The sequence below is a fragment of the Methylobacterium sp. E-065 genome, assembly GCF_022829605.1.
Classification (GTDB): domain Bacteria; phylum Pseudomonadota; class Alphaproteobacteria; order Rhizobiales; family Beijerinckiaceae; genus Methylobacterium.
Genome location: NZ_JAKSYD010000074.1, coordinates 63,237 through 87,972, shown reverse-complemented (window position 1 = coordinate 87,972; position 24,736 = coordinate 63,237). Strand labels below are relative to the sequence as shown.

Annotated in this window: 27 protein-coding genes; 11 read left to right on the top strand and 16 right to left on the bottom strand. The window is 68.0% G+C overall.

Annotated elements, in window-relative coordinates; translation table 11 throughout:
* Nucleotides 1-26: 26 nt before the first annotated feature.
* Nucleotides 27-1,172 carry an MFS transporter gene (locus tag MKK84_RS07415; protein WP_243918160.1) on the bottom strand — a complete coding sequence of 382 codons (1,146 nt, stop codon included), beginning with the start codon at nucleotides 1,170-1,172 and terminating at the stop codon, nucleotides 27-29.
* Between the two features lie 50 nt (nucleotides 1,173-1,222).
* Here MKK84_RS07415 and MKK84_RS07410 point away from each other — a divergent pair, with 50 nt between their 5' ends.
* Nucleotides 1,223-1,576: an ArsR/SmtB family transcription factor gene (locus MKK84_RS07410; RefSeq protein WP_243918158.1), complete on the top strand. Its 354-nt coding sequence runs from the start codon at nucleotides 1,223-1,225 to the stop codon at nucleotides 1,574-1,576.
* A 30-nt stretch (nucleotides 1,577-1,606) separates the two neighbouring features.
* Here MKK84_RS07410 and MKK84_RS07405 read toward each other — a convergent pair whose 3' ends face one another.
* From MKK84_RS07405 to MKK84_RS07385, 5 genes are all read right to left on the bottom strand, one after another.
* Nucleotides 1,607-2,503: an inositol monophosphatase family protein gene (locus tag MKK84_RS07405; protein ID WP_243918156.1), complete on the bottom strand. Its 897-nt coding sequence runs from the start codon at nucleotides 2,501-2,503 to the stop codon at nucleotides 1,607-1,609.
* The gene (locus tag MKK84_RS07400) at nucleotides 2,500-3,075 is read right to left on the bottom strand and encodes an NUDIX domain-containing protein (protein WP_243918154.1); all 576 of its coding nucleotides are present in this window, start codon (nucleotides 3,073-3,075) and stop codon (nucleotides 2,500-2,502) included. Before MKK84_RS07400 ends, MKK84_RS07405 begins: the two co-directional genes overlap by 4 nt.
* 9 nt (nucleotides 3,076-3,084) lie before the next feature.
* Entirely contained in the window at nucleotides 3,085-3,792 is a 708-nt protein-coding gene (locus MKK84_RS07395) for a glutathione binding-like protein (protein ID WP_243918152.1), read from the bottom strand.
* Nucleotides 3,793-4,103: 311 nt separating this feature from the next.
* A complete protein-coding gene (locus tag MKK84_RS07390; RefSeq protein ID WP_313899321.1) occupies nucleotides 4,104-4,697 on the bottom strand; it encodes a c-type cytochrome in 594 nt (197 codons plus the stop codon).
* Nucleotides 4,697-5,986 carry a PQQ-dependent sugar dehydrogenase gene (locus tag MKK84_RS07385; RefSeq protein WP_243918149.1) on the bottom strand — a complete coding sequence of 430 codons (1,290 nt, stop codon included), beginning with the start codon at nucleotides 5,984-5,986 and terminating at the stop codon, nucleotides 4,697-4,699. Before MKK84_RS07385 ends, MKK84_RS07390 begins: the two co-directional genes overlap by 1 nt.
* 390 nt (nucleotides 5,987-6,376) lie before the next feature.
* On the opposite strand from MKK84_RS07385, the gene MKK84_RS07380 reads away from it, so the two are divergent.
* Complete coding sequence (locus MKK84_RS07380) at nucleotides 6,377-7,153, top strand: FkbM family methyltransferase (protein ID WP_243918147.1); 777 nt, start codon at nucleotides 6,377-6,379, stop codon at nucleotides 7,151-7,153.
* A gap of 844 nt (nucleotides 7,154-7,997) precedes the next feature.
* Nucleotides 7,998-8,651 carry a protein-L-isoaspartate O-methyltransferase family protein gene (locus MKK84_RS07375; protein ID WP_243918145.1) on the top strand — a complete coding sequence of 218 codons (654 nt, stop codon included), beginning with the start codon at nucleotides 7,998-8,000 and terminating at the stop codon, nucleotides 8,649-8,651.
* A 13-nt stretch (nucleotides 8,652-8,664) separates the two neighbouring features.
* On the opposite strand, the gene MKK84_RS07370 is transcribed toward MKK84_RS07375, so the two are convergent.
* The 3 genes from MKK84_RS07370 to MKK84_RS07360 are packed head-to-tail and all read right to left on the bottom strand — an operon-like array spanning nucleotide 8,665 to nucleotide 11,901.
* Nucleotides 8,665-10,146 (bottom strand): flavin-containing monooxygenase, encoded by a 1,482-nt coding sequence (locus MKK84_RS07370; RefSeq protein ID WP_243918143.1) that lies wholly within the window; start codon nucleotides 10,144-10,146, stop codon nucleotides 8,665-8,667.
* Nucleotides 10,143-11,048, bottom strand: a complete 906-nt coding sequence (locus MKK84_RS07365) for an alpha/beta hydrolase (RefSeq protein WP_243918141.1) — start codon at nucleotides 11,046-11,048, stop codon at nucleotides 10,143-10,145. Before MKK84_RS07365 ends, MKK84_RS07370 begins: the two co-directional genes overlap by 4 nt.
* 1 nt (nucleotide 11,049) lies before the next feature.
* Nucleotides 11,050-11,901: an SDR family NAD(P)-dependent oxidoreductase gene (locus tag MKK84_RS07360; protein WP_243918139.1), complete on the bottom strand. Its 852-nt coding sequence runs from the start codon at nucleotides 11,899-11,901 to the stop codon at nucleotides 11,050-11,052.
* A gap of 149 nt (nucleotides 11,902-12,050) precedes the next feature.
* Between MKK84_RS07360 and MKK84_RS07355 the strand changes: the two genes are divergently transcribed.
* Both MKK84_RS07355 and MKK84_RS07350 read left to right on the top strand, forming a co-directional pair.
* A complete protein-coding gene (locus MKK84_RS07355; protein WP_243918137.1) occupies nucleotides 12,051-12,647 on the top strand; it encodes a TetR/AcrR family transcriptional regulator in 597 nt (198 codons plus the stop codon).
* A 55-nt stretch (nucleotides 12,648-12,702) separates the two neighbouring features.
* Nucleotides 12,703-13,950, top strand: coding sequence for a NupC/NupG family nucleoside CNT transporter (locus tag MKK84_RS07350; protein ID WP_243918135.1), 1,248 nt, complete (start codon nucleotides 12,703-12,705; stop codon nucleotides 13,948-13,950).
* Nucleotides 13,951-14,090: 140 nt separating this feature from the next.
* On the opposite strand, the gene pqqA (MKK84_RS07345) is transcribed toward MKK84_RS07350, so the two are convergent.
* Nucleotides 14,091-14,180: a pyrroloquinoline quinone precursor peptide PqqA gene (pqqA, locus tag MKK84_RS07345; protein ID WP_091712468.1), complete on the bottom strand. Its 90-nt coding sequence runs from the start codon at nucleotides 14,178-14,180 to the stop codon at nucleotides 14,091-14,093.
* An 81-nt stretch (nucleotides 14,181-14,261) separates the two neighbouring features.
* Nucleotides 14,262-14,351: a pyrroloquinoline quinone precursor peptide PqqA gene (pqqA, locus tag MKK84_RS07340; protein ID WP_007559223.1), complete on the bottom strand. Its 90-nt coding sequence runs from the start codon at nucleotides 14,349-14,351 to the stop codon at nucleotides 14,262-14,264.
* A 428-nt stretch (nucleotides 14,352-14,779) separates the two neighbouring features.
* Between pqqA (MKK84_RS07340) and mgtE the strand changes: the two genes are divergently transcribed.
* A complete protein-coding gene (gene mgtE / locus MKK84_RS07335) occupies nucleotides 14,780-16,150 on the top strand; it encodes a magnesium transporter (protein WP_243918134.1) in 1,371 nt (456 codons plus the stop codon).
* An 8-nt stretch (nucleotides 16,151-16,158) separates the two neighbouring features.
* On the opposite strand, the gene MKK84_RS07330 is transcribed toward mgtE, so the two are convergent.
* The 5 genes from MKK84_RS07330 to rpsF form a co-directional block, all read right to left on the bottom strand.
* A complete protein-coding gene (locus tag MKK84_RS07330) occupies nucleotides 16,159-17,697 on the bottom strand; it encodes an acyl-CoA synthetase (RefSeq protein WP_243918126.1) in 1,539 nt (512 codons plus the stop codon).
* A gap of 155 nt (nucleotides 17,698-17,852) precedes the next feature.
* The gene (rplI, locus tag MKK84_RS07325) at nucleotides 17,853-18,425 is read right to left on the bottom strand and encodes a 50S ribosomal protein L9 (protein WP_243918124.1); all 573 of its coding nucleotides are present in this window, start codon (nucleotides 18,423-18,425) and stop codon (nucleotides 17,853-17,855) included.
* A gap of 41 nt (nucleotides 18,426-18,466) precedes the next feature.
* Entirely contained in the window at nucleotides 18,467-19,513 is a 1,047-nt protein-coding gene (locus MKK84_RS07320; RefSeq protein WP_243918122.1) for a DUF2232 domain-containing protein, read from the bottom strand.
* A gap of 129 nt (nucleotides 19,514-19,642) precedes the next feature.
* Entirely contained in the window at nucleotides 19,643-19,906 is a 264-nt protein-coding gene (rpsR, locus tag MKK84_RS07315) for a 30S ribosomal protein S18 (protein WP_058194722.1), read from the bottom strand.
* A gap of 3 nt (nucleotides 19,907-19,909) precedes the next feature.
* The gene (gene rpsF, locus MKK84_RS07310; protein ID WP_243918120.1) at nucleotides 19,910-20,374 is read right to left on the bottom strand and encodes a 30S ribosomal protein S6; all 465 of its coding nucleotides are present in this window, start codon (nucleotides 20,372-20,374) and stop codon (nucleotides 19,910-19,912) included.
* A gap of 381 nt (nucleotides 20,375-20,755) precedes the next feature.
* On the opposite strand from rpsF, the gene MKK84_RS07305 reads away from it, so the two are divergent.
* From MKK84_RS07305 to era, 5 genes are all read left to right on the top strand, one after another.
* Complete coding sequence (locus MKK84_RS07305) at nucleotides 20,756-21,505, top strand: pyridoxine 5'-phosphate synthase (RefSeq protein WP_243918118.1); 750 nt, start codon at nucleotides 20,756-20,758, stop codon at nucleotides 21,503-21,505.
* Entirely contained in the window at nucleotides 21,502-21,912 is a 411-nt protein-coding gene (gene acpS, locus MKK84_RS07300) for a holo-ACP synthase (RefSeq protein ID WP_243918110.1), read from the top strand. Before MKK84_RS07305 ends, acpS begins: the two co-directional genes overlap by 4 nt.
* Nucleotides 21,913-22,095: 183 nt before the next feature.
* Complete coding sequence (gene lepB, locus MKK84_RS07295; protein WP_243918353.1) at nucleotides 22,096-22,881, top strand: signal peptidase I; 786 nt, start codon at nucleotides 22,096-22,098, stop codon at nucleotides 22,879-22,881.
* Nucleotides 22,878-23,657 carry a ribonuclease III gene (gene rnc / locus MKK84_RS07290; protein ID WP_243918108.1) on the top strand — a complete coding sequence of 260 codons (780 nt, stop codon included), beginning with the start codon at nucleotides 22,878-22,880 and terminating at the stop codon, nucleotides 23,655-23,657. The genes lepB and rnc overlap by 4 nt, the downstream gene beginning before the upstream one ends.
* Nucleotides 23,654-24,640: a GTPase Era gene (gene era, locus MKK84_RS07285; protein WP_243918091.1), complete on the top strand. Its 987-nt coding sequence runs from the start codon at nucleotides 23,654-23,656 to the stop codon at nucleotides 24,638-24,640. Before rnc ends, era begins: the two co-directional genes overlap by 4 nt.
* The last annotated feature ends 96 nt before the right edge of the window (nucleotides 24,641-24,736 follow it).

Below are 24,736 nucleotides of genomic sequence, written 5' to 3'. Positions count from 1 at the left end.
CCCCTTTTTGTTCGTGACGCCAGGTGTCAGGCGGCCATCGGTTTCCTTCGGGTCAGGATCGCGAGCTGCAGCATCAGGGCCGCCACCGCGACCCCGGCTGCCGCGACCGGCAGGGCGGTGATGCCCGCCACCGTCACGACCACGCCCCCGAGCGCGGCGCCCACGGCGCCGCCGAGATAGTTCGCGGAGCTGTTCAGTGCGACGGCGACGCTGCCGTGGTCGGGTCTCAGGCTGAGCAGCGTGTGCTGCTGCGGCGCCTGTGAGGCCCAGCCCATCGCACCCCAGATCAGGAACGGCAGGAAGCCCAGGAAGCCGAGACCGAGCAGAGCCGGCAGTGCGGCCAGCGTCAGGGCCAGGATAGCCAGGATCAGGGCCATCAGACGCCGGGGCGCGCCCGTCCAGTCGATCAGGGAGCCGACCGCGAAGCTGCCGACGAGGCCGCCAAGGCCCCAGATCCAGAAATACGATGCCGCAGCCGCGCCGAGCCCCGCGCGATCAAGCAGCGGCGCCACGTAGGTGTAGAGGCCGAGGCTGGCCACCGCGGTCAGGAACGAGACCGCCACGGTGGCGACGATTTGCGGATCGGCGAGAAGCGCGACCCGCGCCTGCCAGGACGGGGGCTCCGGGGCGGGAATATCGGGAAGGCGCAGGAGGATCGCGGCCGTCGCCAGGGCGCCGAGCAGCGCGACCATCAAGAGCGTCCCCTGCCAGCCCAGACGCTGCGCGATCCAGAGACCGGCCGGCACGCCGATGACCGTGCCGGTGCTCATGCCGCCGAGCGTGACGGCGAGGGCGCGGCCCTTGCGCCGTGGATCCGCCAGGGTGGCGGCCGCGGCGACCGCCACCGGCGCGTACAGACCCGCGGCAAGGCCGGCGAGTGCCCGGGCGAGGAGCAGCCCCCATAGGCCCGCCGCCCAGGCACTCAGCGCGTTGGCGGCCGCGAAGACCGCGAGCGCCAGCGCTAGGATCTTTCGGACGGGCCGCCCCGCCAGCAGCGTGGCGCAGACCGGCGCGGCCAGGGCGTAGGTGAGGGTGAAGACGGTCACGGTCTGCCCGGCTTCGCCGGGCGCGATCGCGAAGCTCGCGCCGATCCCCGGCAACAGGCCGGCGACGACGTAGGCATCCAGGCCCGGGGCGAACATCCCGAGGGCGAGTACGGCGATACGTTCCATTGCACGACCCGCTTTACGATGTACGACGAAGAACGTACATTATCGCCACCATGAGCCCACGCAAGTTCTTCCACCCGGATGCCGCCGAGCTGACGCTGCACCGGATCCTGTTCGCGCTGAGTGATCCAACGCGGCTCGCCGTGGTCGCCGACCTCAAGGACGGGACAGAGCACGCCTCCGGCAACCTTCTGGCCGACAGCGTGCCGCGCTCGACGATGACGCATCACCTCAAGATCCTGCGCGAGGCCGGAGTCACGCGCACGCGGCCCGAGGGGATGCGCTGCCTGATCTCGCTCCGGCGTGAGGATGTCGATGCGCGCTTTCCCGGCCTGCTGGACGCGATCATGCGGCATGGGAATGCGGATGAGCCGCCGATGGCGACAACCCGTACGACGATGCGCTGACGTGTCGGCGGCCGGCCTTCGGGACCGGTTCTAAGCGCGAAGGATCGCCCGTGCCAGATCGGCCGCCTGATCCCGATCCCGGCAGATCATCCAGAGATCGTCGTGGCCCGAGAGCCCGGCATCGAACAGGTCGATGAACGCGGCCGGCGGCTCCGCGAGATCCGGCCAGTGGACCAAGCGGAAACCCAGCGCCTCGAACACGGGCAGCACCGGAGCGAGGTCCCAGAGCATATGATTGCTCAAGGTCGCGTCGAGCCGCCCGGTCGCCAGCAGGGCGGCATCAGCGATCGCGCCACCTTCGCCCCAGGGAAACCAGCCCCGCCCGTAATCCAGGGTGTAGCGCTGCGCCGCGACGGCGAGCCAGCCGACATGCCCGGTGTGCGTGTCAGGCCGTTCCAGCGGCCGCAGCGCCTCGGTCGGGCGTCCGCCCCGCGTAGGCGCCCAGAAGGCCTGACCCTCGCAGGCCGCCAGCAGGATGCCGCGCGCGTCCTCGGCCGACCGGATCCGGGCGGGGCCGGCGCGATCCTCGTTCCAGACCGGCAGGGTCATGACGCCGATGCGCGGCCAGCCCGACCGGCAGGCCGCAACCATCACGCCCCAGCCCGTGAGGCCGCCCGCGAAGGGGCGGGTCCCGTCGATCGGATCGGCCACGAAGGTCCAGGCGTCCCGAGCGAGCATCGCCGAGGCGGCGGCACGGCTCAGGTCGCCGGCCGTCTCCTCCTCGATCAGGTCCGGGCCGAACCGGTCATGCGCCAAGCGGCTGACGGCGAGATCGGCCTTGGTGAGGGCTTGGCCCAGATCCGGACCCTTGTTGGTCATATCCAGTCCGGCCACCCGCATCCGCAGGGCGAGCGCAGCCGCGTCCTCGGCGAAGGCCAGCATCCGGGCGAGGACATCCTGCGCCGGGGCATCGGGCAGAACGCTCATGCGGCAAACAATTCGGGGTTGCGGAGCATCAGCGCCTGGACGAGCACCAGCGTCTTGAGATCGGGCAGCCGGCCCGAGCGGGCGGCCTCGCCTAATTCCGCGAGCGGGATCTCGATGGGCAGCACCTGCTCGCCCTCCGCGTGCAAACCGCCACCGGCCGCGACCTTGTCGGCCTGGCGATAGGGCGCGAGGTAGAGCCAGAGGCGCTCCGAGGACACGCTCGGCATGCTGTAGGCATGCGTCACGCACTCCAAGTGAGCGAGGCGGACGCCCGCTTCCTCCATGGCTTCTCGGATCGCGGTCGCCTCGGGCTCGCCGCCGTCGAGGCCGCCGGCTGGGGCCTCGTCGAGATCGGCCGGTTCGCCCCAGAAGGCCGGCCCGACCCGGGCTTGCCGGACGAGCAGCGCCACGCGCCGCTCGGGGTCATAGGGCAGGACGACGGCCGCCTCGCCATGATCCTCCAGCGCCCGCGGCACGGTGCTGCCGTCCGCCAGGGTGAGGGTGGCGATCCCGAAGGTGTTCCACCCCCGGTGGATCACCTTCAGGGGCAGCGCGGCCGGCGTCTCGCTCATCGGGACGGGTCAGCGCTGGGTGTTAGCGGCCGTCTGGCCGAACATCACCTTCTTGGCGTCCTCGCTCATGGTCTTCCCGAAATCGGGATTGACCTCCGGCGCCCGGGCATAGGCCGCCTTGGTGGCGGGCCGCTCGGCGATCGCCGAGAACCAGCGCTTCAGGTTCGGATGCGAATCGAGATCCTGGCCCTGCTTCTCCCACGGCACGATCCAGGGATAGCAGGCCATGTCGGCGATGGAATACTCGGATCCGGCGACATACGCGCGGTCGGCCAGGCGCCGGTCGAGCACGCCGTAGAGCCGGTTGGTCTCGTTGACGTAGCGCTTGATCGCGTACTCGATCTTCTCCGGCGCGTATTGCGAGAAGTGATGGTTCTGGCCGGCCATCGGGCCGAGGCCGCCCATCTGCCAGAACAGCCACTGGAGCACCTCGGCCCGGCCGCGCAGGTCGCGGGGGATGAAGCGCCCGGTCTTCTCGGCGAGGTAGAGCAGGATCGCGCCCGATTCGAACAGCGAGACCGGCGCGCCACCATCGGCCGGCTCGTCGTCGATGATCGCCGGCATGCGGTTATTGGGGGCGATCTTCAGAAAATCTGGGTTGAACTGCTCGCCTTTTCCAATATTGACCGGACTAAATTTGTAAGGCAGGCCTGCCTCTTCGAGGAACATCGTGATCTTGTGGCCGTTCGGCGTCGGCCAGTAATGCAGATCGATCATCGGCTTGCGTCCCGCTATGCCCCCGGCGGACGGGAAGTGGGCCTGCGGGGCACTGCGGTCAAGCTCTGGCTCGGACTTGCTCGTCGGCCTCCGACAGACACGCGCGGTATCTCGGCCGGGCCGGAACGGCGGAGACCGGGATCGGAGAGTCGATTCTCCAACTCCCTCATCCTGAGATGCCGGAGCGCAGCGGAGGCCTCGAAGGAGCATTCCAGAGGCTACGGCGATCTCTGGAGCCCTCCTTCGAGGCCTGCTGACGCAGGCACTTCAGGATGAGGTCGAGGGGCGGACAGGCAGTTTCGAAGTGGCCCTCAGAGACGCGATACGTAAGCCGCCAGATCCTTGATGTCGGCCTCGCTCAGCTCCTGCGCGACCTCGTTCATGGCAGGGTCGTAGCCCGGCCGCGCGTTCGATTTGTAGCCGGCAAGCGCCTTCAGGAGATACTCTTCCCGTTGGTCGCGGATGCGCGGGATCGCATCGCGGCCGGCGAGGTCGGCGCCGTGGCAGGAGGTGCATTGGTGCTTGGCGACGAGCGACTGAGCCCGTGCCATCAGGGCCGGATCGGCGGGGTCCCCGGTCCGGGCCGGCGGCGGCAGCGTACCCACCGCGTCCGCGTAGGCGCGCAGGTCGTCGTCGGAGAACCCGGCGGCGATGTCGTTCATCGGCGGTGCCTCGCGCTGCTTCTCGCGGAACTGGAACAGCTGCGTGACCACGTAATCCGGCATCTGGCCGCCGAGCGAGGGTATGCCCTCGGTCTCGGACGTGCCCGCACCGTGGCAGGCAATGCAGGGGGCGAGACGCTCCTGCATCGCCGCATCCGGGGCGGCGAGCGCCGCGCCCGCCAACAGCGATCCGAGGGCCGGAATCAGCCCCCGAATCGCGCGTAACCCGAGGAAATGCTGCATCACTGGCCGTAGCTGACCCGGTAGATCGCGCCGTTATAATCGTCCGACACGAGTAGCGACCCGTCCTTGGCCACCAGCACATCGACCGGGCGGCCGACATACTTGTTGTCCTGCAGGAATCCGGTGAGGAACGGCTCGACCGCCGCGACCTTGCCGTCCGCCCCGGGCTTGGCCACCACAACGGCGCCGCCGAGCTTGGTGGTGCGATTCCACGAGCCGTGCTGCGCGATGAAGATCGCGTCGCGATAGGCCTCCGGGAACTGCGTGCCGGTGTAGAATCGCATCCCCAGCGAGGCCGTATGCGGCCCGAGCAGGCCCGTCGGCGCGGTGAACTCGGCGCAGGAATGGCCCCAGCCGTATTCCGGATCCGTGAAGGTGCCCTGGTGGCAGTACGGGTAGCCGAAATGCTGCTTGCCCGGCTCGGTGAGCACGTTCAGCTCGTCGTTCGGGATATCCTCCGAGACCCAGTCGCGGCCGTTATCGGTGAACCAGAGCTGCTTGGTCTTCGGGTTCCAGTCGAAGCCCACCGTGTTGCGCACGCCCCGGGCGATGACCTCGGGATTCTTGCCGTCGAGGTCCATCCGGCGGATCTGCGCGTGGGTGTCGGGCGGCATCACGATGTTGCCCGGAGCGCCGATCGGCACGTAGAGCTTGTTGTCCGGTCCAATGGCGATGAACTTCCAGCCATGGGCCTCGTCCTTCGGCAGATCGTCAGTGACGAGGGTCGGCTCCTCGGAGCCGTCGAGATGATTCGCGATGTCGTCGTAGCGCCAGATCTTCGAGAGTTCGGCCACGTAGAGGGCGCCGTCGTGGAACGCGACTCCGTTCGGCCGGTGCAGGCCCGACGCGATGGTCTTGATCTCGCGCTTTCCGTCCGGCCCCGCCTGCGGCAGCACCGCGTAGACCTTGCCCACGGTCCGCGTGCCGACGAACAGCGTCCCGTCCGGCGCCTGGGTCATCTCGCGGGCATTGGCGATGCCGCTGGCATAGACCTCGATCTTGAACCCGTCCGGCACCTTGAGCTTGTCGAGCGGCAGCTTGGCGATCGGCGTCGCGAGCGGCGGACCCGCCACCGGGGCGAGCTTCGAGGCCGCGCCACCCTCGGGGCGGCCATAGAGGGCATCGCCGCGCTCGACGGCCTTCACGGGTGCCGGCGGGGCCGCGGAGGCGGGCGTCTCCTGGGCGTGCGCGGCGTAGGGGCCAACCGCACCCAGGCCCAGGCAGGTGAGGGCAGCGGCGAGGCTGCGGGTCAGGAGCGGCTTGCTCGAAATCTTGTCGGTTGGCGTCATGGTGTCTCCCGATGCGGCCGGTTCTCGCTCAGACCGCGTGTTCTGCACTCTTTATTCAACGAGAAGCTTCAGAATGCGAGCTACTCAACGGAGACCCTTGCGACAGCCCTCCGGCACCGTAACCCGGTTTGGATTGGAGCGCCTTCCGCCGAAGTGGACACAGGTTCGTGCGTGCCGGTGCTACGTTTCGATCCCTCTTTTCGATGAGGCAGGCTGTTACTTCGACAAACATCCGATTTATGGCTTGCCGTGCTGATTAGACAGACCTGATGTGAAATTCTGCATAAATATCATCACAATGAGACTGCGTATAACAACAAGACTATTTATCTTTCCCGTCGTTACGGTAATCTTTCAGAATGATGGACATGCTGAGGCATGTGATGATAAATGATTTATGCTGATCTGACGGGCTATTCTGACGAAGGAATGGCGCCGTATTCAGCTTCGGTTAGGCAATTGAACAATGATAATGCAGTGAATTACGCGTCGCACATTGGGCAGGATCAATGGGTGGTGGAATGTTACCGTGGCCTTCGTGACGGATATTTTTTAGAATTCGGCGCATTTGACGGGATAACGACAAGCAACACAATTTATCTGGAACAAAAGCTTGGCTGGAATGGTATATGCGTCGAGGCCAATCCAAATTACTATAAATCCGTATGCGCTAATCGGTCGTGCGTCACCGTGAATTGTGCACTCTGGCCAGAGTCAAGAATTTGTATGGAATTGGAGGATGCGCACGGTTTGAGTAAACTGGTTGCGGTTGAATCAGAAGGCAATACGGCGAGCTTGAGGGCGTCGGCCACAAGGGGAATAGTGAAGGTCGACACATTAAATCCAGTCGAACTCCTCGAGCGCTACAATGCCCCGACGGAGATACATTATATGTCGCTAGACATCGAGGGGGCGGAGCTTGCGGTATTGGAGGCTTTTGATTTCTCTCGGTATTGCTTCGGACTAGCAAGCGTCGAGCACAACTTCGAGCAACCGAAGCGTGATGCTATCCGTAGCATCTTCAAACGTCACGGTTATGAAGTGTGCGAACTTCGGAACGATGATTTATTCTACAATATTGCAGTTTTACATGGACTAAGCGGAGGACAATGCGAGCATCCTGAACATATGCGTAACCGTGTAATTAATAGCTATGTGGTTAAATGACGAAATGGCGCCGTTAACAAAACAATTCGATGAAAAAGTCAGCCGATATGCAGGTAAGATAGGCCGTCAATCGAACGTACAGTCACCTGCGCACTAAATCAGGGGTTTTTGCATCGTTCGTGTCGCCGGCCTAGCTAACCCCGCTGTCTTCGCAGGAACGGCGCAGTTTTGCCAAGCGCCCAACGGAAGACGCGGGCGCCGGCGTCGCTGCGCTTGAGGCCGAGATAGACGAAGTCGCGCAAGAACTGGCCGCTCTGCGGAATGTTTAGCGCCAAGAGGTGTCGCACTCCGCCCACCAGATTTGCGGTCGTGTGTCCCTGCAGCCGAGCGACCGGGCCCTTAATGGCGGCGAGGCCCAGAACTTTCGGTCCCACGGGCTCGTAGGTGCACCGATAGAGCGAGTCGGCCTGCGGTTTGGTGCCATCGGGCAGCCGTTTGGCGAAAGCCTGGGTCGCGCGTCACCGGTTGGGGCGGATCGGCCCCCTGTCGCCGTACCGTCAGGGCAGCGCCGCGGGCGTACAGACGCACGGCGCGGATACCCATTTTCGCCCCCCCATGGCAGCCGCCCGGGACTTGGCTGCTATGCAGGACATGGCGGAGAAGCTCCGCGCGCATCGACAGGAATCGGTAGAGCGATCTTCAAGGTCGGCATCGGATGTCGGGCTCACAGGTCAGGCCGGGATGCCGCTTCGTTTGAGCAGGCCACGTGCGTGCGCCTTGCGTTTTGGCGATCGATCTCCGAAAACGCCCCCCGTCCGGGAAGCTTAGGCTTGGCCGGGGTGGCCGGTTGTCCGCCGGAGCCCGGTCGACGCGGCGTTCCGATCCGGTGCGAGGACAAAGTTCGATGATCGATTACGCGCAGGCGCGGCGGATGATGGTCGACTGCCAGTTGCGGACCTTCGACGTGAACGACAACACGGTGCTCGACGCATTCGACACCGTGCCGCGCGAGAGCTTCGTGCCGAGGGACCGCGAGCCCTTCGCGTATATCGACCAGACCCTGCATATCGGCGAGGCCCACGGCTCGACCCGCTGCATGCCGGCCCCGATGGTGGTGGCGCGGATGATCCAGGCCCTGAAGATCCGGCCGGGCGTGTCTGCCCTCGACGTCGCCGCCGGCTACGGCTATGCGGCGGCGGTGATGGCGCATCTCGGTGCGCAGGTGACGGCGCTCGAGTCGGTGCCGGAACTGGCCGCCGAGGCGCGCGCCCGGCTCGGCACCGCCGCTCAGGTGGTCGAGGGGCCGATCGAATCGGGCGCGCCGAAGCAGGCGCCGTTCGATGCGATCCTGATCAACGGCCGCATCGAGGTCCGGCCGCAGGCGCTGCTGGATCAGCTCAAGGACGACGGCCGCCTCGTCTGCGTGATGGGCCCCCACCGCAACGCCAAGGTGACCCTGTTCGTCCGGGCCGGCGACGCCTTCGGGGCGCGCCCGTTGTTCGACGCGTCGCTGCCCGGCCTAGACGGTTTTCAGGAGGCGGCCGGGTTCGCGTTCTGAAGGCTCCGGGCGCTCAGCCGAGCCGGTAATCCGCCATCCGCGCGCGCCGCGCGCTGCGGCGGTAGGCCATCACGGAATCGGGCCAGAGGGTTGCGTTGCGCCCCTCCGCGTCGAGATACCAGCTCCGGCAGCCGCCGGCCTGCCAGATGCTATCGGCAAGGCGGGTGCGGATCCGGTCGAGGAAGCGCGCCTGCGCCTCCGGGCGGACCTCGATGACGCGGGTGCCCCGCCGCAGGGCCTTCAGGCAATCAAGCACGTGCTGCACCTGAACCTCGATCATCGCGACGACCGAGTTGTGCCCGAGCCCCGTATTCGGCCCGAGCAGCATGAAGTAGTTCGGGAAGCCCGCAACCGTGATGCCCTGGTAGGCGCCCATGCCGCCGGACCAGGCCTGCTTCAGCGTCAGGCCGCTGCGGCCGACGAGGGTCATCCGCGTGAAGGTCGCGGTCACGTCGAAGCCGGTGGCGTAGACGATGACATCGAGATCGTGCGCCTGGCCGTCCTGGGTGACCAGTCCGGTCGGCGTCACCCGCGCGACACCGCCGGTTTCCAGGGTGACGTTCGGACGCTGCAGCGCCGGGTAATAGTCGTCCGAGATGAGTACCCGCTTGCAGCCGAGCCGGTAGTTCGGCGTCAGCTTCGCCCGCAATGCCTTGTCGGGCACCGCTTTGGCGAGATGGCGGCGCGCCAGGGCCTCGGCTTGGCCGGTGAGCTTCGAGACCTTGGTGAAGCCGAGCAGCGCGCGCACCTCGTGCAGCCAGAACAGCCGGGCCCGTTCGAGCCGCCGGATCAGCGGCAGGCGCCGGTAGCGCGTCTTGGCGCGCTCCGCGATGGCGTGGTCGTTCTTGGGCATGATCCAGGGCGGCGTGCGCTGGAACAGGGTCAGGTGGCCGGCCACCTTCGCGAGTTCCGGTACCACCTGGATCGCGCTCGCCCCCGTGCCGATCACGCCGATTCGCTTGCCGGTGAGGTCCACCGCATGATCCCAAGTGGCCGTGTGAAAGGCCGGCCCCGCGAAGCTGTCGCGGCCCGGCAGGTCGGGATAGGCCGGATGATGCAGGCCGCCCATGCCGGAGACGATTGACCGCGCGGTGATCGGCCCGCGATCGGTCGCCACGCGCCAGACACCACCCGCCTCGTCCCAGGTCGCACCCTGGAAAGAGGTGCCGAGCCGGATCAGCGGCATCAGCCCGTGGCGCTCGGCGGTCTCGCGCAGGTAGGCCAAAATCTCCGGTTGCGGCGCATACATCCGGCTCCAGTCCGCCTTCGGGGCGAACGAGAGGGAGTAGAGGTGGGAGGGGACGTCACAGGCCGCCCCCGGATAGGTGTTGTCGTGCCACGTGCCGCCGAGGCTGTCGGCCTTCTCGATCACCCGCAGCGGCGCGATCCCGGCCTGCTTGCAGCGGATCGCCATGGCGAGCCCGGAGAAGCCGGCGCCGACGATGAGGACCGCCAGCGGCTCCGGACCGGTCTCGTTCGGCACATCGGTGATCATGCGGGGCTCCCGGACGTTGCGTCGGTCTTCGGTGCATGGGCCTTGAGGAAGGCAGCGGCCTCGTCGAGGGAGGCGCGCGCCTCGGGCAGCATGCTCACCGCGAACTGCCAGGCATGGGCGACGACAGGAAAGACCTTCGCCTCGGCTACCACTCCGGCCGCCCGGGCCCGCTCCGCCATGCGCACGGAATCGTCGCGCAGAACCTCCCGGCCGCCCACATGGAACAGCAACGGCGGAAATCCGGTCGGGTCGCCGAGCAGCGGCGAGATTCGCGGATCGGCCGGGTCGGCGTTTCCGAGATACATGTCCCGGATCTTCGCAAGGGCCTTCGGGTCGAACATCGCGTCGCGCCATGCATTCGTGATGCGCGAGCCCTCCTCCGACACGAAGTCGGTGGCCGGAGAGAATAGCGCGCCGGCCCAAGGCATCGGCAGGTTGCGGGCCCGCGCCTCGCCCATGAGCACGAGGGCAAGGTTGGCGCCGGCAGATTCGCCCGCCACGCAGGCCGCGCCCTCGGCGCTGAACGCACGCCAGACCGCTACGACATCCTCCAGCGCGGCCGGAAACGGGTGCTCGGGGGCGAGCCGGTAATCGGGGACGAAGATCGTGAAGCCGCGGTTGGCCAGGGCACCCGTGACGGGCCGGTGCGTGCGCGGGGAGCAGGCGATGAAGCCGCCGCCGTGGATGTAGAGCATCCGCTGACAGGGTCCCGCCTTCGGCCGGACCCACTCGCCCCGCACGCCGCCAAGGGTGGCAGGCTCGTAGGTCACGCCCTTCGGATCGGGGAAGGTCGGCGCCTCGAAGATGCGGCGGAAGTCGGCCACATTCCGGGCCCTGGCCAGCTGGCTCCGGACGCGGCTGCGGATCATGTAGGCGCCGATATAGGCGCGCAGGCTCGCCATCTCAGAGTTTCCCGCCGGACAATCGGACCATCAGCTTCCAATATCCCACCGGCATCAGCCGCTGGATCAGCGCCGCGTTGCGGGCATCCTTGCCGATCACGATGCGGGGCGCCCGGACCTCGAGGCCGCCGATGATCGCTGCAGCGGCGTCCGCGGGGGCGAGCGTCAGGAACTTGCCGAAGGCTTCCCGGGCCTTCTCGTCCTCCACCGCCGCGCGCTTGGCCGCGTCGGGATCGGTGGGCGGGCGCCGGCCGCGGGCGTTGCGTGAGATGGCAGTCGCGACGCCGCCCGGATGGACCACGGTCACACCGAGCCCGGTGCCGGCATATTCGTGCCGCAGCGCCTCCGAGAAGCCGCGAACGGCGAACTTGCTGGTGCAGTAGGCAACCTGACCGGGCGGCGCGATCAGCCCGAACAGGCTCGACAGGTTGACGATCTGCGCCGCGGGGCGCGCCTTCAGCATCGGCAGGAAGGCGTGGCACATCCGCACGACCGCGCGCAGGTTGATGTCCATCAGCCACTCGAAATCTTCGAGGTGCGTCTCGTCGAACCGGCCGCCCAGAGCCACGCCGGCGTTGTTGATGAGGATATCGACGTGACCGAAACGTTGTGCGGCCCAGTCCGGCAACGCGCGGATCGCCGCTGCGTCCACGAGGTCGACGACCCGGGTCTCGACCGCGGCGCCGTGCTCGCGGATCCGCCGGGCGATCGTTTCGAGCCCTTCGGGATCGCGGTCCACCAGCAGCAGGCTGCAGCCCTTCGCGGCGAGGCCGGTGGCCAGCGCGGCCCCGATGCCGCTCGCGGCGCCGGTGATGAGCGCGACTTTTCCCGCGAGCTGAAACCTGTGAGCCAAGCTGCGCCTCCCGTTTCGCCGGTTGGTCCGGGCTTGGATCAGGGATAGCCCCGGCCTCGGGGATTGTCTAGGGTGAACACCCTAGACACGGTGGGGAGACGATGGCGCGCGGGCAAAGTCGCCGGGCACCGAACGAAACGGACGCCGCCGTGGAAGCCCCGCGCACGCGCGAGCGGATCCTTGCGGTGAGTCTGACGCTGTTCAACACCCGCGGCCTGGGCCGGGTCACCACGGCGGAGATCGCCGCGGCGGCGGGGATCCGCGAGGGGAACCTGCAGTATCACTTCCCGCGCAAGAGCGGCTTGGTGGAGGCGGTGTTCACCGGGTTCGAGGGGGAAGCCATGACGGTCGCCGGCCGGATGCCGGCGGATTTCGCGGCGCCGGAGGCGCTCCTGGCCTATCAGCGGGGGTGGTTCGACCTGATCTGGCGCTACCGCTGCATTTATCGGGACGGCATCGCCATGGTGGAGATCGCCCCGGCTCTGCGCCCGCGCGTTCACGCCCTTCGGGCGCGGACCCAGAGCCTCGCCCGGGGCGTCTTCGAGGCGGCGGTCACGGCGGGACGGCTGCGGATCGCACCGGAGGCCCTCGGGCGACTGGTCGACAATGCCTGGATCGTCTCCAGCCACTGGATGAGCCATCGCCTTCAGGGCGGCACCGAGCTGACGGAGGCCGATCTCGATTGGGGCTTCGCGCAGGTGCGCGACTTATTCGTCCCGTATCTCGTCGCCCTTCAACCGGATTGATACGGTCTGGCCCGAACCTTCCATGGGCGGTGATCGCTCATGATCGAAGGATGCGATGCTCGACCGCCTGATCCATGCCGGCCTCAGCCTCCTGCTGCTGATCGCCGTCGCGGTGCTGTTCTCGACGAACCCGAGGGCAATCCGCCCGCGGGTGGTGCTCACCGGTCTGGCGCTGCAGGTGGGCCTCGGCGCCCTGATCCTGTTCCTGCCGGCGGGGCAGGTGGCCCTCAATGCGGCGGCCGATATCGTCGCGCGCGTGCTCTCCTACGGCGACCGCGGCACCGCCTTCCTGTTCGGAGGCCTCGTCGAGCCGAAGATGTTCGAGCTGTTCGGCGGTTCGGGTTTCATCCTGGCGCTGCGGGTGCTGCCGCAAATCCTCTACGTCTCCGCCCTGATCGGGGTGCTCTACCATCTCGGCGTGATGCAGGCCCTGGCCCGTGGGCTGGGTGCAGGCCTCCGGCGGATCCTCGGCACGTCGCCGATCGAGTCCTTTGCTGCGGTGATCACCATCGCGATCGGCCAGAGTGAGATCGCGGTGGCCTTGCGCCCGTTCCTCGCCGCCCTGACCGGGGCCGAGCTGTTCGCCGTGATGTCGAGCGGTGCCGCGTCCACCGCCGGCTCGATCCTGGCCGGCTATGCGGCGCTCGGCGTCCCGATGACCTATCTGCTCGCGGCTTCCGTGATGGCGATCCCCGGCGGGCTGGTCTACGCCAAGATGCTGGTGCCCTCCACGGAGCCGACGCGGATCGCCACCACCCGGGTGGAGTTCGGCGAGACCCGGGCGGCCAACATCATCGAGGCGGCGGCCGATGGAACGCAGAAAGGGCTGGTGGTGGCCGTCTCGGTCGGCGCCATGCTGATCGCGTTCGTTGGGCTGATCGCGCTGGCGGACGGGCTGTTCAGTACCCTCGGCGGTCGGGTTGGCTATCCCGGCGCCTCGTTCGAGAGCGTGCTCGGCTGGGCGCTGAGTCCCCTAGCGTGGCTCCTAGGCGTACCGTGGGAGAATGCGACGCTGGTCGGCGGCGCGATCGGCCAAAAACTCGCCTTCAACGAATTCCTGGCCTACGCCAATCTGTCACCGACCCTGAAAGCCGGGATGCTGGACGCGCGCTCACAGGCGATCGTTTGCTTCGCCCTGTGCGGCTTTGCGAACTTCGCCTCCATCGCGATCCAGCTCGCGAGCTTCGCGAGCCTGGTGCCGGAGCGACGCTCGGAGGTGGCCCGCTACGGGCTGCGGGCGATCCTGGCGGGAACCCTGTCGAACTTCACGAGCGCGGCGATCGCAGGGCTGTTCGTCGGCTGAGACGGCGGGTCCCAAGACTCGGCCGGGGATCGTCAGGGTCGATCCCGAGATCTTCGCCGCCGGAGACTAGCACTTGGAGCGCGCACAAAAGAAAAGCGCCGCTTCGTGAGAAGCGGCGCCCAAACTGTTCGGTCGATATCTTAGTTGAAGGTGTCGATCTCAGCGGACTCGTAGCTGGTGACTTCCATGCCAACGCAGATCTCGGAAACGATCGGAGCGGTCCAGGCCATGTGTTCCTCCTAAGGAATTTCGTGTGAGTGACTGAAGCATCCAATATAGCGGGAGCTTATTCCGCTCCCGACAGGATCGACTCAGTTGAAAGTGTCGATCTCGGCCGACTCGTAGCTCGTGACTTCCATGCCGACGCAGATCTCGGACACGATCGGGGCAGACCAAGCCATGGCGTTTCTCCTCGTTGTTGGTGAGACCCATATAGGCAATATCTTGGACGCAATACAAGTGAGCACAACACTTATATTTCTCATAGGGACCCGCGGGGCCCTCTGATGCCGCCGCGCGACACCGGCTGGCGCCCTTTGTGCGCAAGGCGGAAAGCCGACATCCCTGCAACGGTTACGGCTTGACGGAATTTGTGCGCTGGCGCACGACGCAGCCGCGCGACATCGCTCCGGCGGCGTCGCGCTCCCCTTCATTAGCGACCCGCGAAGCGACGTGCCCGACCGATCGTGCCAGCCGTGCCCGGCCCCGTGCCGTCATCCCGCCTGAGCCGCTGAGAGGCCTGGCCGCGGGGCGACCGGCGCACCGCCCGGTCACGGCCCTGACCCAGGATGACCGGCGCCGCGTCGCCTCGTAACCACGAGGCGAGGCCATGAACGAGATCGCCCCCTTCGACACGCGCATCGATCCGTCCGTGCTGGCCGCGCGGCTCTCGGACGAGCGGGCTCCCGACATCGTCGAGAAGCTCAACGACGAGGCCCCCGAGGTCGCCGCCGCGATCCTGCTCGGCCTGCCGATGGAGCGGGCCGTCGAGGTGCTGGACCAGCCGGAACTCGACTGCGTCGCGGACATCATCGAGATGCTGCCGCGCGACCGCGTCGCCGCCTACCTGTCGGGGATGTCGGCCGACCGGGTCACCGACGTCTTCCGCGAGATCGAGGAGCCCGGCCGTTCGGACCTGCGCGCCCGACTCGATGCCGAGACCCGCGGCGCCGTCGACCGCCTCTCGGCCTACGGCGAGGAAACGGTCGGCTCGCTGATGACCACCGAGTTCGTCACCGTGCCGGGGACCTGGACGGTGGGCCAGACACTGGAGCACATCCGCCACGTCGAGAAGACCCGCGAGACCATCTACGCGATCTTCGTGCTTGATCCGCGCACCCGTGCGCTCACCAAGGCCGTGCCCCTGCGCCGGCTGATCTCCGGGGATCCGAACGACAACGTGCTGAGCGTCGCGCCGGGCCGACGCCCGCTCGCCGTCTCGCCGACCGCGAGCCGCGAGGAGGCCGCCCGGCTGATCTCCAAGTACGACCTGCTGGCCCTGCCGGTGATCGATGCGGTCGGCCACGTGATCGGCATCGTCACGGTCGACGACATGATCGACGCCATGATCGAGAAGCAGACGCAGGACGTGCAGCGCTTCGGCGGCATGGAGGCGTTGCCCGAGCCCTACATGGATATCGGCTTCTTCACGATGATCCGGAAGCGCGCCGGCTGGCTCTGCGCGCTGTTCCTCTCCGAGATGCTGACCGCCTCGGCGATGCAGGGCTTCGAGGGAGAGTTGGAGAAGGCGATCGTCCTGACGCTGTTCATCCCGCTGATCATGAGCTCGGGTGGCAATTCCGGCTCGCAGGCGACCTCGCTGCTGATCCGGGCGCTGGCCCTCCATCAGATCCGCCTGCGCGACTGGTGGCGGGTTGCGTTGCGCGAGCTACCCACGGGCATGCTGCTCGGCGCGATCCTCGGGGTGATCGCGGTGATCCGCATTGTGGCGTGGCAGAAGCTCGGCCTCTACGATTACGGCGAGCACTGGCCGCTGGTGGCCGCCACGGTGGGGTCGGCGCTCGTCGGGATCGTGACCTTCGGCTCGCTGTCGGGCTCGATGCTGCCGTTCCTGCTGCAGCGGCTCGGCTTCGACCCGGCCACCGCCTCGGCGCCGTTCGTGGCGACGCTGGTCGATGTTACCGGACTCGTGATCTACTTCTCGGTGGCGCTGCTGATCCTGCGCGGGACGCTGCTTTAGGGCGTCCCTTACTCGACCGCTTCGGCCAGCTGCTTCCGCTGCACCTTGCCGTTGGCCGTCCGTGGCAGGGCTTCCAGGAAGCGGATCTCCCTTGGGCGCTTGTAGGCGGCGAGCCGTTCGGCGCACCATGCGAGCAGCGCCTCCGCGTCGGGCTCCGCATCCGGCTGCAGCACCACGAATCCGCAGATGACCGAGACATCGGCGCGAACGGGTAACTCCGCGACACCGACCTCTGCCACCGATGGGTGGGCGGCCAGCACCACCTCCACCTCGTTGGGCGAGACCCGGTAACCCATCGCCTTCATCAGGTCGTTGTTGCGGCCCTCGAACCAGAGATAGCCGTCGGCATCGAGCCGGGCGAGGTCGCCGCCGACGAACCAGTCGCCGCGCATCACCTCGGCTTCTTCTTCGGGCCGGTTCCAGTAGCCCAGCATCAGGGCCGGCTCGGAGCGGTGGACGGCCAGCAGCCCGGTCTCGCCTGCCGGCAGCGGCACAGGCTCGCCCTCCGTCGGCAGGATCGCCACGCGCCGCCCGGGCTGCGGCTTGCCGGGCGAGCCGGGACGCACCGGGATCGTGGGGCCACTGGAGATATAGGTTGAGATCTCGCTCATCCCGAGCGCCTCGTAGAGGGGCGTGCCGGTGGCCTCGCGCCACGCCGCGAGCAGTTCCACCGGGAGCGGTTCGCCGGCCGTGCAGCCGTGGCGCAGGCGCGACAGGTCGTGGGTCTCCGGGGCACCGTATTTCAGGATCTGACGGTAGAGGGTCGGCACGGCGGCGAAGACCGTGGCGCCGTAGCCCGCGATCAGCCGGGGCCAGACCGCGGGATCACGCGGGCCGTTGTAGAGCACCGCCGTGGCGCCCACCGACCACGGATCGCTGAGGCCCACGCCCAGCGTGTAGGTCCAGTTCATGGTGCCGGCGTGCAGCATCACGTCGGATTCGGTGAGCCCGAGCCAGTGGGCGAGCATCGGCCGGCGGCCATAGGCGGCGCGGTGCGCGTGCAGCACGCCCTTCGGCCGGCTCGTCGTGCCGGAGGTGTAGATCAGCATTGCCGGATCGTCGGCGGCGGTGTCGGCGTAGTCGGGGAGCGGCGGGCCGGCCTTCAGGGCGGCGATGGCTGCGGTATCAAGCAGCAGCCGGTCGCCCAGGGCCTCCGGCGCGACGGTGCAGCCGCTTCCGACCACCAGCGCGGCGGCGCCCGAATTCTCCATCAGGAATGCCGCCTCGCTCTCCGTCAGTTGCGGCGAGGAGGGCAGCGATACCAGCCCGGCCGCGAGCGCGCCGAAATGCACGAGGACGTAATCGGCCTCGTTGCCCATCCGGATCATCACCCGGTCGCCCGGTGCGAGCCCGAGCCCGAGCAGGCCGGCCGCGATGCCGCGCGCCGCGCGCTCCACCGCACCGAAGGAGAGCCGTTCGACCGCGCCGTCGCCGACCATCACCAGGGCGGTCTTGTCGGGGCGCAGGCGCGCGTTCTCGGCGAGGCAGTACCGGGCCGCGTTGAACCGCGCGGGCGGATGGCGATCGTCAGTCAGGGTGTCGGACACCGGGCGCTTCCCCCAGAAGTAGGCTTTTGACCCGTGTCCTGCCTGCGCGTGCCGTCGTCAACAGAAGGGGGACGGCAGCGCCGTGCGGCGCCAGCCCGTCCCCCTGAGAATGCTCGATCCGGGCGGGCCCGGACCGAGCGGCATTGCGAAGAGACTCAGCCGCGGTCGTCGGCACCCTCGCCAGCATCGGCCAGCGCCGCGCCGACTTCGAGGCCGAGATCGTCGAGGTTGAAGGCCTCGCGCTCGGTCACGGACTCGCCGCGGGCCTGACGCTCGGCCTCCTCGGGGCTGCGGGCGACGTTGACGGTGACCTCAACCTCGACCTCGGGGTGCAGCACCACCGGGACCTTGTGCAGGCCGAGCGTCTTGATCGGCTGGTTCAGGGTGAACTGGCCCCGATCCACCGTGAAGCCATCCTTCGCAACGACATCGGCGAGGTCGCGGGTCGAGACCGAGCCGTAGAGCACGCCGGTCTCGCCCGACTGGCGGATCAGCACGAAGCTCTGGCCGTTCAGCTTCTCGGCGACGGCCTCGGCGTCCTTCTTGCGGTCGAGGTTGCGGGCCTCGAGCTGGGCGCGCTGGGCCTCGAAGTGCTTCTTGTTGTTTTCCGTCGCGCGCAGGGCCTTGCCGCGGGCGAGCAGGAAGTTGCGGGCGAAGCCCGGGCGGACATTCACGGTCTCGCCCATCTGGCCCAGCTTGGCCACGCGCTCGAGCAGGATCACTTCCATGGTCTTTCTCCTTCAGATGGTCGGCCACGTGGGCCGGGGTTTCACGGCGCCGGGCTGTTCCTCGGGCGATCCTGGGAACGCCGGCGGTCGAGGGCTGTGTCGGCGAGGCCGAACAGAGTGAGGGCAACGAGGGCGATGCCCTGCGTCACGAACAGGATCAGGTACAGCCCGAACAGCATCAGGGTGCGTCCGGGCCGGCCGCGGGAGCGGTCGTGGAAGGCGGCGAGGCCCTGCAGCGCGAAGGCCGCGCTGAACCCCCCCACCAGGGCGACGCCGAGCACGCCGACATAGCCGGGTCCGAGGCACAGCAGCAGCGCGGCTCCGAGCGCGGCCAGTGTCACCCGCGGCATGGCGGTCGATGGAATATCGGGCCAGGGCCGCGGCAGACGGCCGGAGATCTTCACGATCCGGGCCGAAGCCCAGAGATAGAAGGCGAGCAGCAACGCCAGCCCGTTGGCCGCGAAAGCCGGCACCACGCGCGCCAGGGCGTCGGCCATCTCGGTCCGCGTGACGTCGGCGTCATCGGTTTCGGCCGGGGTCTGCGCATCGGTGTCGGCGCCCGCATCCTGGCCGGACCGGTCGGTCTCGGCCGCTGGCGCGTCGGCCCGGCGGCTCTGCTCGGCAGTGCGGGTGGCGGGCATGCGGGCCTGCACCAGCGTCTGGGCGAGGCTGCGCAACTGCCGATCGAAGGCGGCGTGGTTCGGCGAGGACAGGACCGCGATGGCGATGAAGGCCAGAGCCGCCGTGGCGGCGATCCATCCGAGCAGGCGGCCGGTCGGATACCATTCGAGGCCGCGGGGCGTCTCGCGCCCGAGGAGCGTCAGGTAGGCGAGCCACCAAGCGGGAAGGGCGATGTAGGCGCCGAAGGCCAGGCCCATGAAGGGCGCGATCACCACGGCGAGGGCAAGGCTGCCCGCCGCCGCTGCCGTCAGCGCGACCTTGTGGTTCCAGCCGAGGCCGACGATCAGGATCGGCAGCGGCGCCACGAGATAGAGCAGGATCGCGAGCGGCGTCGCCTTCAGGAGCACCCCGAACAGGAGTGCCGAGACGAGCCCAGCGCCGATACCGATGCCGATGTGCTGTACCATGAATTCCGCTGTCCCACTGCCGCTTAGGCAGGGTTAGAGGCGACTCCGCGCCCCAACGATCGGGCGACCAGGGCCGCCCTCTGCGAGGACCGGCCCGGGCAGATGCCGGGCCGGTTGGTGATCCGTGACCTACTTGATCACGTAGGGCAGCAGGCCGAGGAAGCGGGCGCGCTTGATCGCCTGAGCGAGCTCGCGCTGCTTCTTGGCCGAGACCGCGGTGATCCGCGACGGCACGATCTTGCCGCGCTCGGACACGTAGCGGGACAGGAGCTTCACGTCCTTGTAGTCGATCTTCGGCGCGTTCGCGCCGGAGAACGGGCACGTCTTGCGACGACGGAAGAAGGGGCGGCGTCCACCGCCCGCACCAGCACCAGCACCAGCACCGAATGCCATGGGTTAGCCCTCCCCGCCGAAGCTGCGCTCGGGGCGATCACCACGATCGCCGCGGTCACCCCGGTCGCCGCCGAAGCCGCCACCACCGCCGAAGCCCTCGTCGTCACGACGACGGCCGCGCTCGCGATCCTTGCGATCGTCGCGGTCGCGCTTCTGCATCATGGCGGACGGCTCCTGATCGAGCTCCTCGACCCGGACGGTCATGAAGCGCAGGACGTCCTCGGAGATCTGCATCTGGCGCTCCATCTCGGCGATGGCGGCCGGAGGGGCGTCGATGTTCAGCAGCGCGAAATGCGCCTTGCGGTTCTTCTTGATCCGGTAGGCGAGGGACTTCACGCCCCACATCTCGATCTTCTCGAGACGGCCACCGTTCTGCTCGATCACACCCTTGTAGGTGTCGATCATCGTCTCGACCTGCTGGGACGTCACGTCCTGGCGGGCCAAGAGCACATGCTCGTAGAGAGGCATTGTCGGGCCTTTCGTCGTCAAAAGGAGCCCGGCCGCCCGGAGGCGGATGGTTCGGGCCGGTTCATATCGCGGATCACCCGGCGCCAAGCCCTTCGAGCCGATTTTCAGGCCCGAGCGGTTGATCGAAGGCGGAGACACCGGACGACGGGATCGGGAAGAGCCCTATGCCGCAAGCGGCACCGTCCGTTCAGCCCCCGGCCGGAGCGAACGCGAGGGGCGGCGCATAGTCGGTTTTTGCCGGGATGGCAAGTCGGAGAGGTTCGCGAATGGAGCCGCTGCGCGGCGCAACATCCGTTACGCCGCCTTGCCGGAACGTCGGCACGCCAGCATATCGCGACCAGAAGCCCGGCGCATCACGCCGATCTTGGGACGAACCAGCGGATGACCTCCGAAGAGCTGCGCCTCGGCGTCAACATCGATCACGTCGCCACCGTCCGCAACGCCCGCGGCGGCGACTATCCGGACCCGGTGCGGGCCGCGTTGCTCGCGGTCGAGGCGGGGGCCGACGGCATCACCGCGCATCTGCGCGAGGACCGGCGTCATATCCGCGACAGCGACATCGCGGCGCTCAAGCGCGGCCTGTCCGTTCCGCTCAACTTCGAGATGGCGGCGACCGACGAGATGGTGGCGATCGCGCTGAGCACCCGGCCGCACGCCGCCTGCCTCGTCCCGGAGAAGCGCGAGGAACGCACCACCGAGGGCGGCCTCGACATCATCCGCGGTCGCGATCACCTCGCCCCCCGCATCCGGGCGCTGGCGGAAGCCGGTATCCGGGTGTCGCTGTTCGTGGAACCGGAACCGGCGGTGATGGAGGCCGCCCGGGCCCTCGGCGCGCCGGTGGTCGAGCTGCATACCGGCAGCTACTGCGAGGCCGCCCTCGACAACGATGCGGCACGGACCGCGCACGAGCTGGCCCGGATCCGGCGCGCCGCCGAGCACGGCGCCGGACTGGGGCTTGAGATCCATGCCGGCCACGGCCTCACGCTCGGCAGCGTCGGACCCGTCGCGGCTCTCCCACAGATCCGGGAGCTCAACATCGGCCATTCCCTGATTGCCGACGCGATCTTCAAGGGGCTCGCCCGGGCTGTGCGGGACATGCGGGCCGCCATGGACCGGGCTCGGTCGTCATGATCATCGGGATCGGATCGGACCTCTGCGACATTCGCCGGATCGCCCGGACCTTGGAGCGCCACGGTGCGCGGTTCACCCAGCGCGTCTTCACTGACGGGGAACGGGCCCGCTGCGACGCGCGCGCGGCCCGCGCCGAGGGATATGCAAGGCGCTTTGCCGCCAAGGAGGCCTGCGCCAAGGCGCTCGGCACTGGCCTCAGCGGCGGTGTGTTCTGGCGCGACATGGAGGTGGTGAACCTCCCCTCCGGCCAGCCGACCCTGCACCTCACGGGAGGGGCCGCAGAGCGACTCGCGGATTTGCTGCCGCCGGGCCATGCGGCTCACCTTCACGTCAGCCTGACGGACGATCCACCCCTGGCACAAGCCTTCGTGATCATCGAGGCGCTGCCGGCCGCGAACGCCGCCTGACGAGAGCGCGGATCTGAGCGCGGATTAGCCGGCCCCCTTCGTGCGTTGCGGGGGGATCGCGCTTGGTCTAGACCCGCCGCTCACGGCGGACACGATTGCGGCGTATTCCTCGGGACAACCGCTGACAGCGCCGCCTTCGCAGGCGGCAGACGACGCAATTTCAACCGAAGACGGAACGTGCGCGTGGATTACGACGGCAAGCCGCTCAGGAAGCCCGCCGAAACCGGCACCTGGGCCAGCATCCGCGAGACCCTGAAGGTCGGCATCCAGGCGCTGCTCATCGCCCTCGTGGTGCGGACGCTGCTGTTTCAGCCGTTCAACATCCCGTCCGGTTCTCTGGTGCCGACTCTTCTGATCGGCGATTACCTGTTCGTTTCGAAATACTCCTACGGCTACTCCAAGTACTCGCTGCCGCTCTCGGAGTACATTCCCGTCCAGGCCGATGGCCGGATCTGGGCCGCCGAGCCGAAGCGCGGCGACATCGCGGTGTTCAAGCTGCCGAAGGACAACGCGACCGACTACATCAAGCGCGTGATCGGTCTGCCGGGCGACAAAATCCAGATGATCGACGGCGTGCTCAACATCAACGGCAAGGCGGTCAAGCGCGAGCGGATCGCCGATTACGAGACGACCGATCCCTACGGTCAGGCCACCAAGGTCCCGCAATACCTGGAAACCCTGCCCAACGGCGTGGTCCATAATGTGATCGAGCGCGACGGCGACAACGGCTTCTGGGATAAGACCGAACTTTATACGGTCCCGGCCGGACACTTCTTCATGATGGGCGACAACCGCGACAACTCCACCGATTCGCGCGATCTCGCCAATGTCGGCTACGTGCCCTTCGCCAATTTCGTGGGCCGGGCCGAGATGATCTTCTTCTCGATCGACGAGGGCACACCGGCGTGGCAGGTCTGGAACTGGCCGGCCCATGTCCGCTGGTCGCGCCTGTTCTCGACGATCCATTGATCGGTGCGGACTTGGACGAGGCGGCCCAGCCCCGGATTTCGGCGCGGACCCGGCGCGCCCACAAGCCGCGCCCGCCGCTTGGCGTGCTGGAGGCGCGGATCGGGCACAGCTTCGCCGACCAGAGCCTGCTCACCCGCGCGCTGACCCATACCAGCAAGGCCGCCGGACGCGGCGGCAGCTACCAGCGCCTCGAGTTCCTCGGCGACCGCGTGCTCGGCCTCGCTGTGGCGGACCGGCTCTACGCTGCGTTCCCGGATGCCGACGAGGGCGACCTGTCGCGGCGGCTCGCGGCACTCGTGCGGCGGGAGACCTGCGCGGTCGTGGCCGCCGCCTGGGATGTCGGGCCCTACCTGATCCTCGGACAGGGCGAGGTCATGGGTGGGGGACGGCGCAACCAGACCATCCTGGCCGATGTCTGTGAGGCGATCCTCGGCGCGATCTATCTCGATGCCGGGTTCGATGCCGCCCGGGCTGTGGTCGAGGCGCATTTCCACCCGAGCGAGCCGGATGCGGCGGCACGGGGTCGCGACGCCAAATCCGCCCTGCAGGAATGGGCCATGGGCCGCGGCCTGCCGATCCCCACCTACGCGGTGGTTGAGCGTACAGGTCCGGACCACGCGCCACGATTCCGCATCGCGGTTGAGGTCGAGGGCCTTGCGCCCGGGCTCGGCGAGGGCACATCCAAGCGGATCGCCGAACAGGCGGCCGCGCAGGCGCTGATGGAGCGGGAGGGGATCGGAGCCCTGCCGGCGGCGGGGCCGACGGAGACAACATGACCGATCACGATCAGGACGACGCTTCGCAGGACGACGCTTCGAACGAGGGACCCGCCAACGCCGTTTCGGCGCTCCCGGGCACGCCGGCCGACGCCCGGGCGGGCTTCGTCGCGCTCATCGGCGTGCCGAATGCCGGTAAGTCGACGCTGCTGAACAACCTCGTCGGCACGAAGGTCTCCATCGTCTCGCGCAAGGTGCAGACCACGCGGGCGCTGGTGCGCGGCATCTTCATCGAAGGCTCCGCGCAGGTGGTTCTGGTCGATACGCCCGGCATCTTCGCGCCCAAGCGCCGACTCGACCGGGCGATGGTCCATTCGGCCTGGAGCGGCGCCGCTGACGCGGATGCGGTCTGCCTGCTGGTGGATGCCCGCAAGGGGGTCGACGAGGAGGTCGAAGCGGTGCTCGGCCGCCTCGACGGCGTGAAGCGCGACAAGCTGCTGATCCTCAACAAGATCGACCTGATCGCCCGGGAGCGGCTGCTTGAGCTCGCGGCCAAGCTTAACGCCGCCGCACCCTTCGCCGAGACCTTCATGATCTCGGCGCTGAACGGCAGTGGCGTGCAGGATCTCCGGCGTGCGCTCGCCGCCCGGATGCCGGCGGGTCCCTGGCTCTACCCGGAGGATCAGGTCTCGGACGCGCCCCTGCGCATGCTGGCCGCCGAGATCACCCGGGAAAAAATCTACGACCGGCTGCACGAGGAGCTGCCCTATCGCTCCACGGTCGAGACCGACCAGTGGCAAGTCCGGTCTGACGGGTCGGTGCGGATCGAGCAGACGATTTTCGTGGAGCGCGAGAGCCAGCGCTCGATCGTGCTCGGAAAGGGCGGCCAGACCATCAAGGCGATCGGGCAGGCGGCCCGGATCGGGATCTCCGAGGCGGCCGACGCGAAGGTCCACCTGTTCCTGCACGTGAAGGTGCGTGAGAACTGGGCCGACGATCCGGCCCGCTACCGCGAGATGGGGCTCGAGTTCCCCCGGGGATGATGCCCGATCCGGGCAGCGTCGATTGGGGAGGCTGGGCTTCCGGCTCTATTCCGGTATAAACCGGGACGTTCCCCCGGATGATCCGAGTCGGGCGCG

Excerpts from the sequence above, each read along its gene's own strand:
- MKK84_RS07400 (WP_243918154.1), bottom strand. The coding sequence starts at position 3,075 with ATGAGCGAGACGCCGGCCGCGCTGCCCCTGAAGGTGATCCACCGGGGG.
- rpsF (WP_243918120.1), bottom strand. The coding sequence starts at position 20,374 with ATGCCTCTCTACGAGCATGTGCTCTTGGCCCGCCAGGACGTGACGTCC.
- MKK84_RS07405 (WP_243918156.1), bottom strand. The coding sequence starts at position 2,503 with ATGAGCGTTCTGCCCGATGCCCCGGCGCAGGATGTCCTCGCCCGGATG.
- MKK84_RS07390 (WP_313899321.1), bottom strand. The coding sequence starts at position 4,697 with ATGCAGCATTTCCTCGGGTTACGCGCGATTCGGGGGCTGATTCCGGCC.
- MKK84_RS07410 (WP_243918158.1), top strand. The coding sequence starts at position 1,223 with ATGAGCCCACGCAAGTTCTTCCACCCGGATGCCGCCGAGCTGACGCTG.
- MKK84_RS07350 (WP_243918135.1), top strand. The coding sequence starts at position 12,703 with ATGCTCGACCGCCTGATCCATGCCGGCCTCAGCCTCCTGCTGCTGATC.
- pqqA (WP_091712468.1), bottom strand. The coding sequence starts at position 14,180 with ATGGCCTGGACCGCTCCGATCGTTTCCGAGATCTGCGTTGGCATGGAA.
- MKK84_RS07305 (WP_243918118.1), top strand. The coding sequence starts at position 20,756 with ATGACCTCCGAAGAGCTGCGCCTCGGCGTCAACATCGATCACGTCGCC.
- MKK84_RS07370 (WP_243918143.1), bottom strand. The coding sequence starts at position 10,146 with ATGATCACCGATGTGCCGAACGAGACCGGTCCGGAGCCGCTGGCGGTC.
- MKK84_RS07385 (WP_243918149.1), bottom strand. The coding sequence starts at position 5,986 with ATGACGCCAACCGACAAGATTTCGAGCAAGCCGCTCCTGACCCGCAGC.
- rpsR (WP_058194722.1), bottom strand. The coding sequence starts at position 19,906 with ATGGCATTCGGTGCTGGTGCTGGTGCTGGTGCGGGCGGTGGACGCCGC.
- MKK84_RS07415 (WP_243918160.1), bottom strand. The coding sequence starts at position 1,172 with ATGGAACGTATCGCCGTACTCGCCCTCGGGATGTTCGCCCCGGGCCTG.
- MKK84_RS07375 (WP_243918145.1), top strand. The coding sequence starts at position 7,998 with ATGATCGATTACGCGCAGGCGCGGCGGATGATGGTCGACTGCCAGTTG.
- pqqA (WP_007559223.1), bottom strand. The coding sequence starts at position 14,351 with ATGGCTTGGTCTGCCCCGATCGTGTCCGAGATCTGCGTCGGCATGGAA.
- MKK84_RS07395 (WP_243918152.1), bottom strand. The coding sequence starts at position 3,792 with ATGATCGATCTGCATTACTGGCCGACGCCGAACGGCCACAAGATCACG.
- MKK84_RS07365 (WP_243918141.1), bottom strand. The coding sequence starts at position 11,048 with ATGGCGAGCCTGCGCGCCTATATCGGCGCCTACATGATCCGCAGCCGC.
- acpS (WP_243918110.1), top strand. The coding sequence starts at position 21,502 with ATGATCATCGGGATCGGATCGGACCTCTGCGACATTCGCCGGATCGCC.
- rplI (WP_243918124.1), bottom strand. The coding sequence starts at position 18,425 with ATGGAAGTGATCCTGCTCGAGCGCGTGGCCAAGCTGGGCCAGATGGGC.
- mgtE (WP_243918134.1), top strand. The coding sequence starts at position 14,780 with ATGAACGAGATCGCCCCCTTCGACACGCGCATCGATCCGTCCGTGCTG.
- MKK84_RS07380 (WP_243918147.1), top strand. The coding sequence starts at position 6,377 with ATGATTTATGCTGATCTGACGGGCTATTCTGACGAAGGAATGGCGCCG.
- MKK84_RS07320 (WP_243918122.1), bottom strand. The coding sequence starts at position 19,513 with ATGGTACAGCACATCGGCATCGGTATCGGCGCTGGGCTCGTCTCGGCA.
- era (WP_243918091.1), top strand. The coding sequence starts at position 23,654 with ATGACCGATCACGATCAGGACGACGCTTCGCAGGACGACGCTTCGAAC.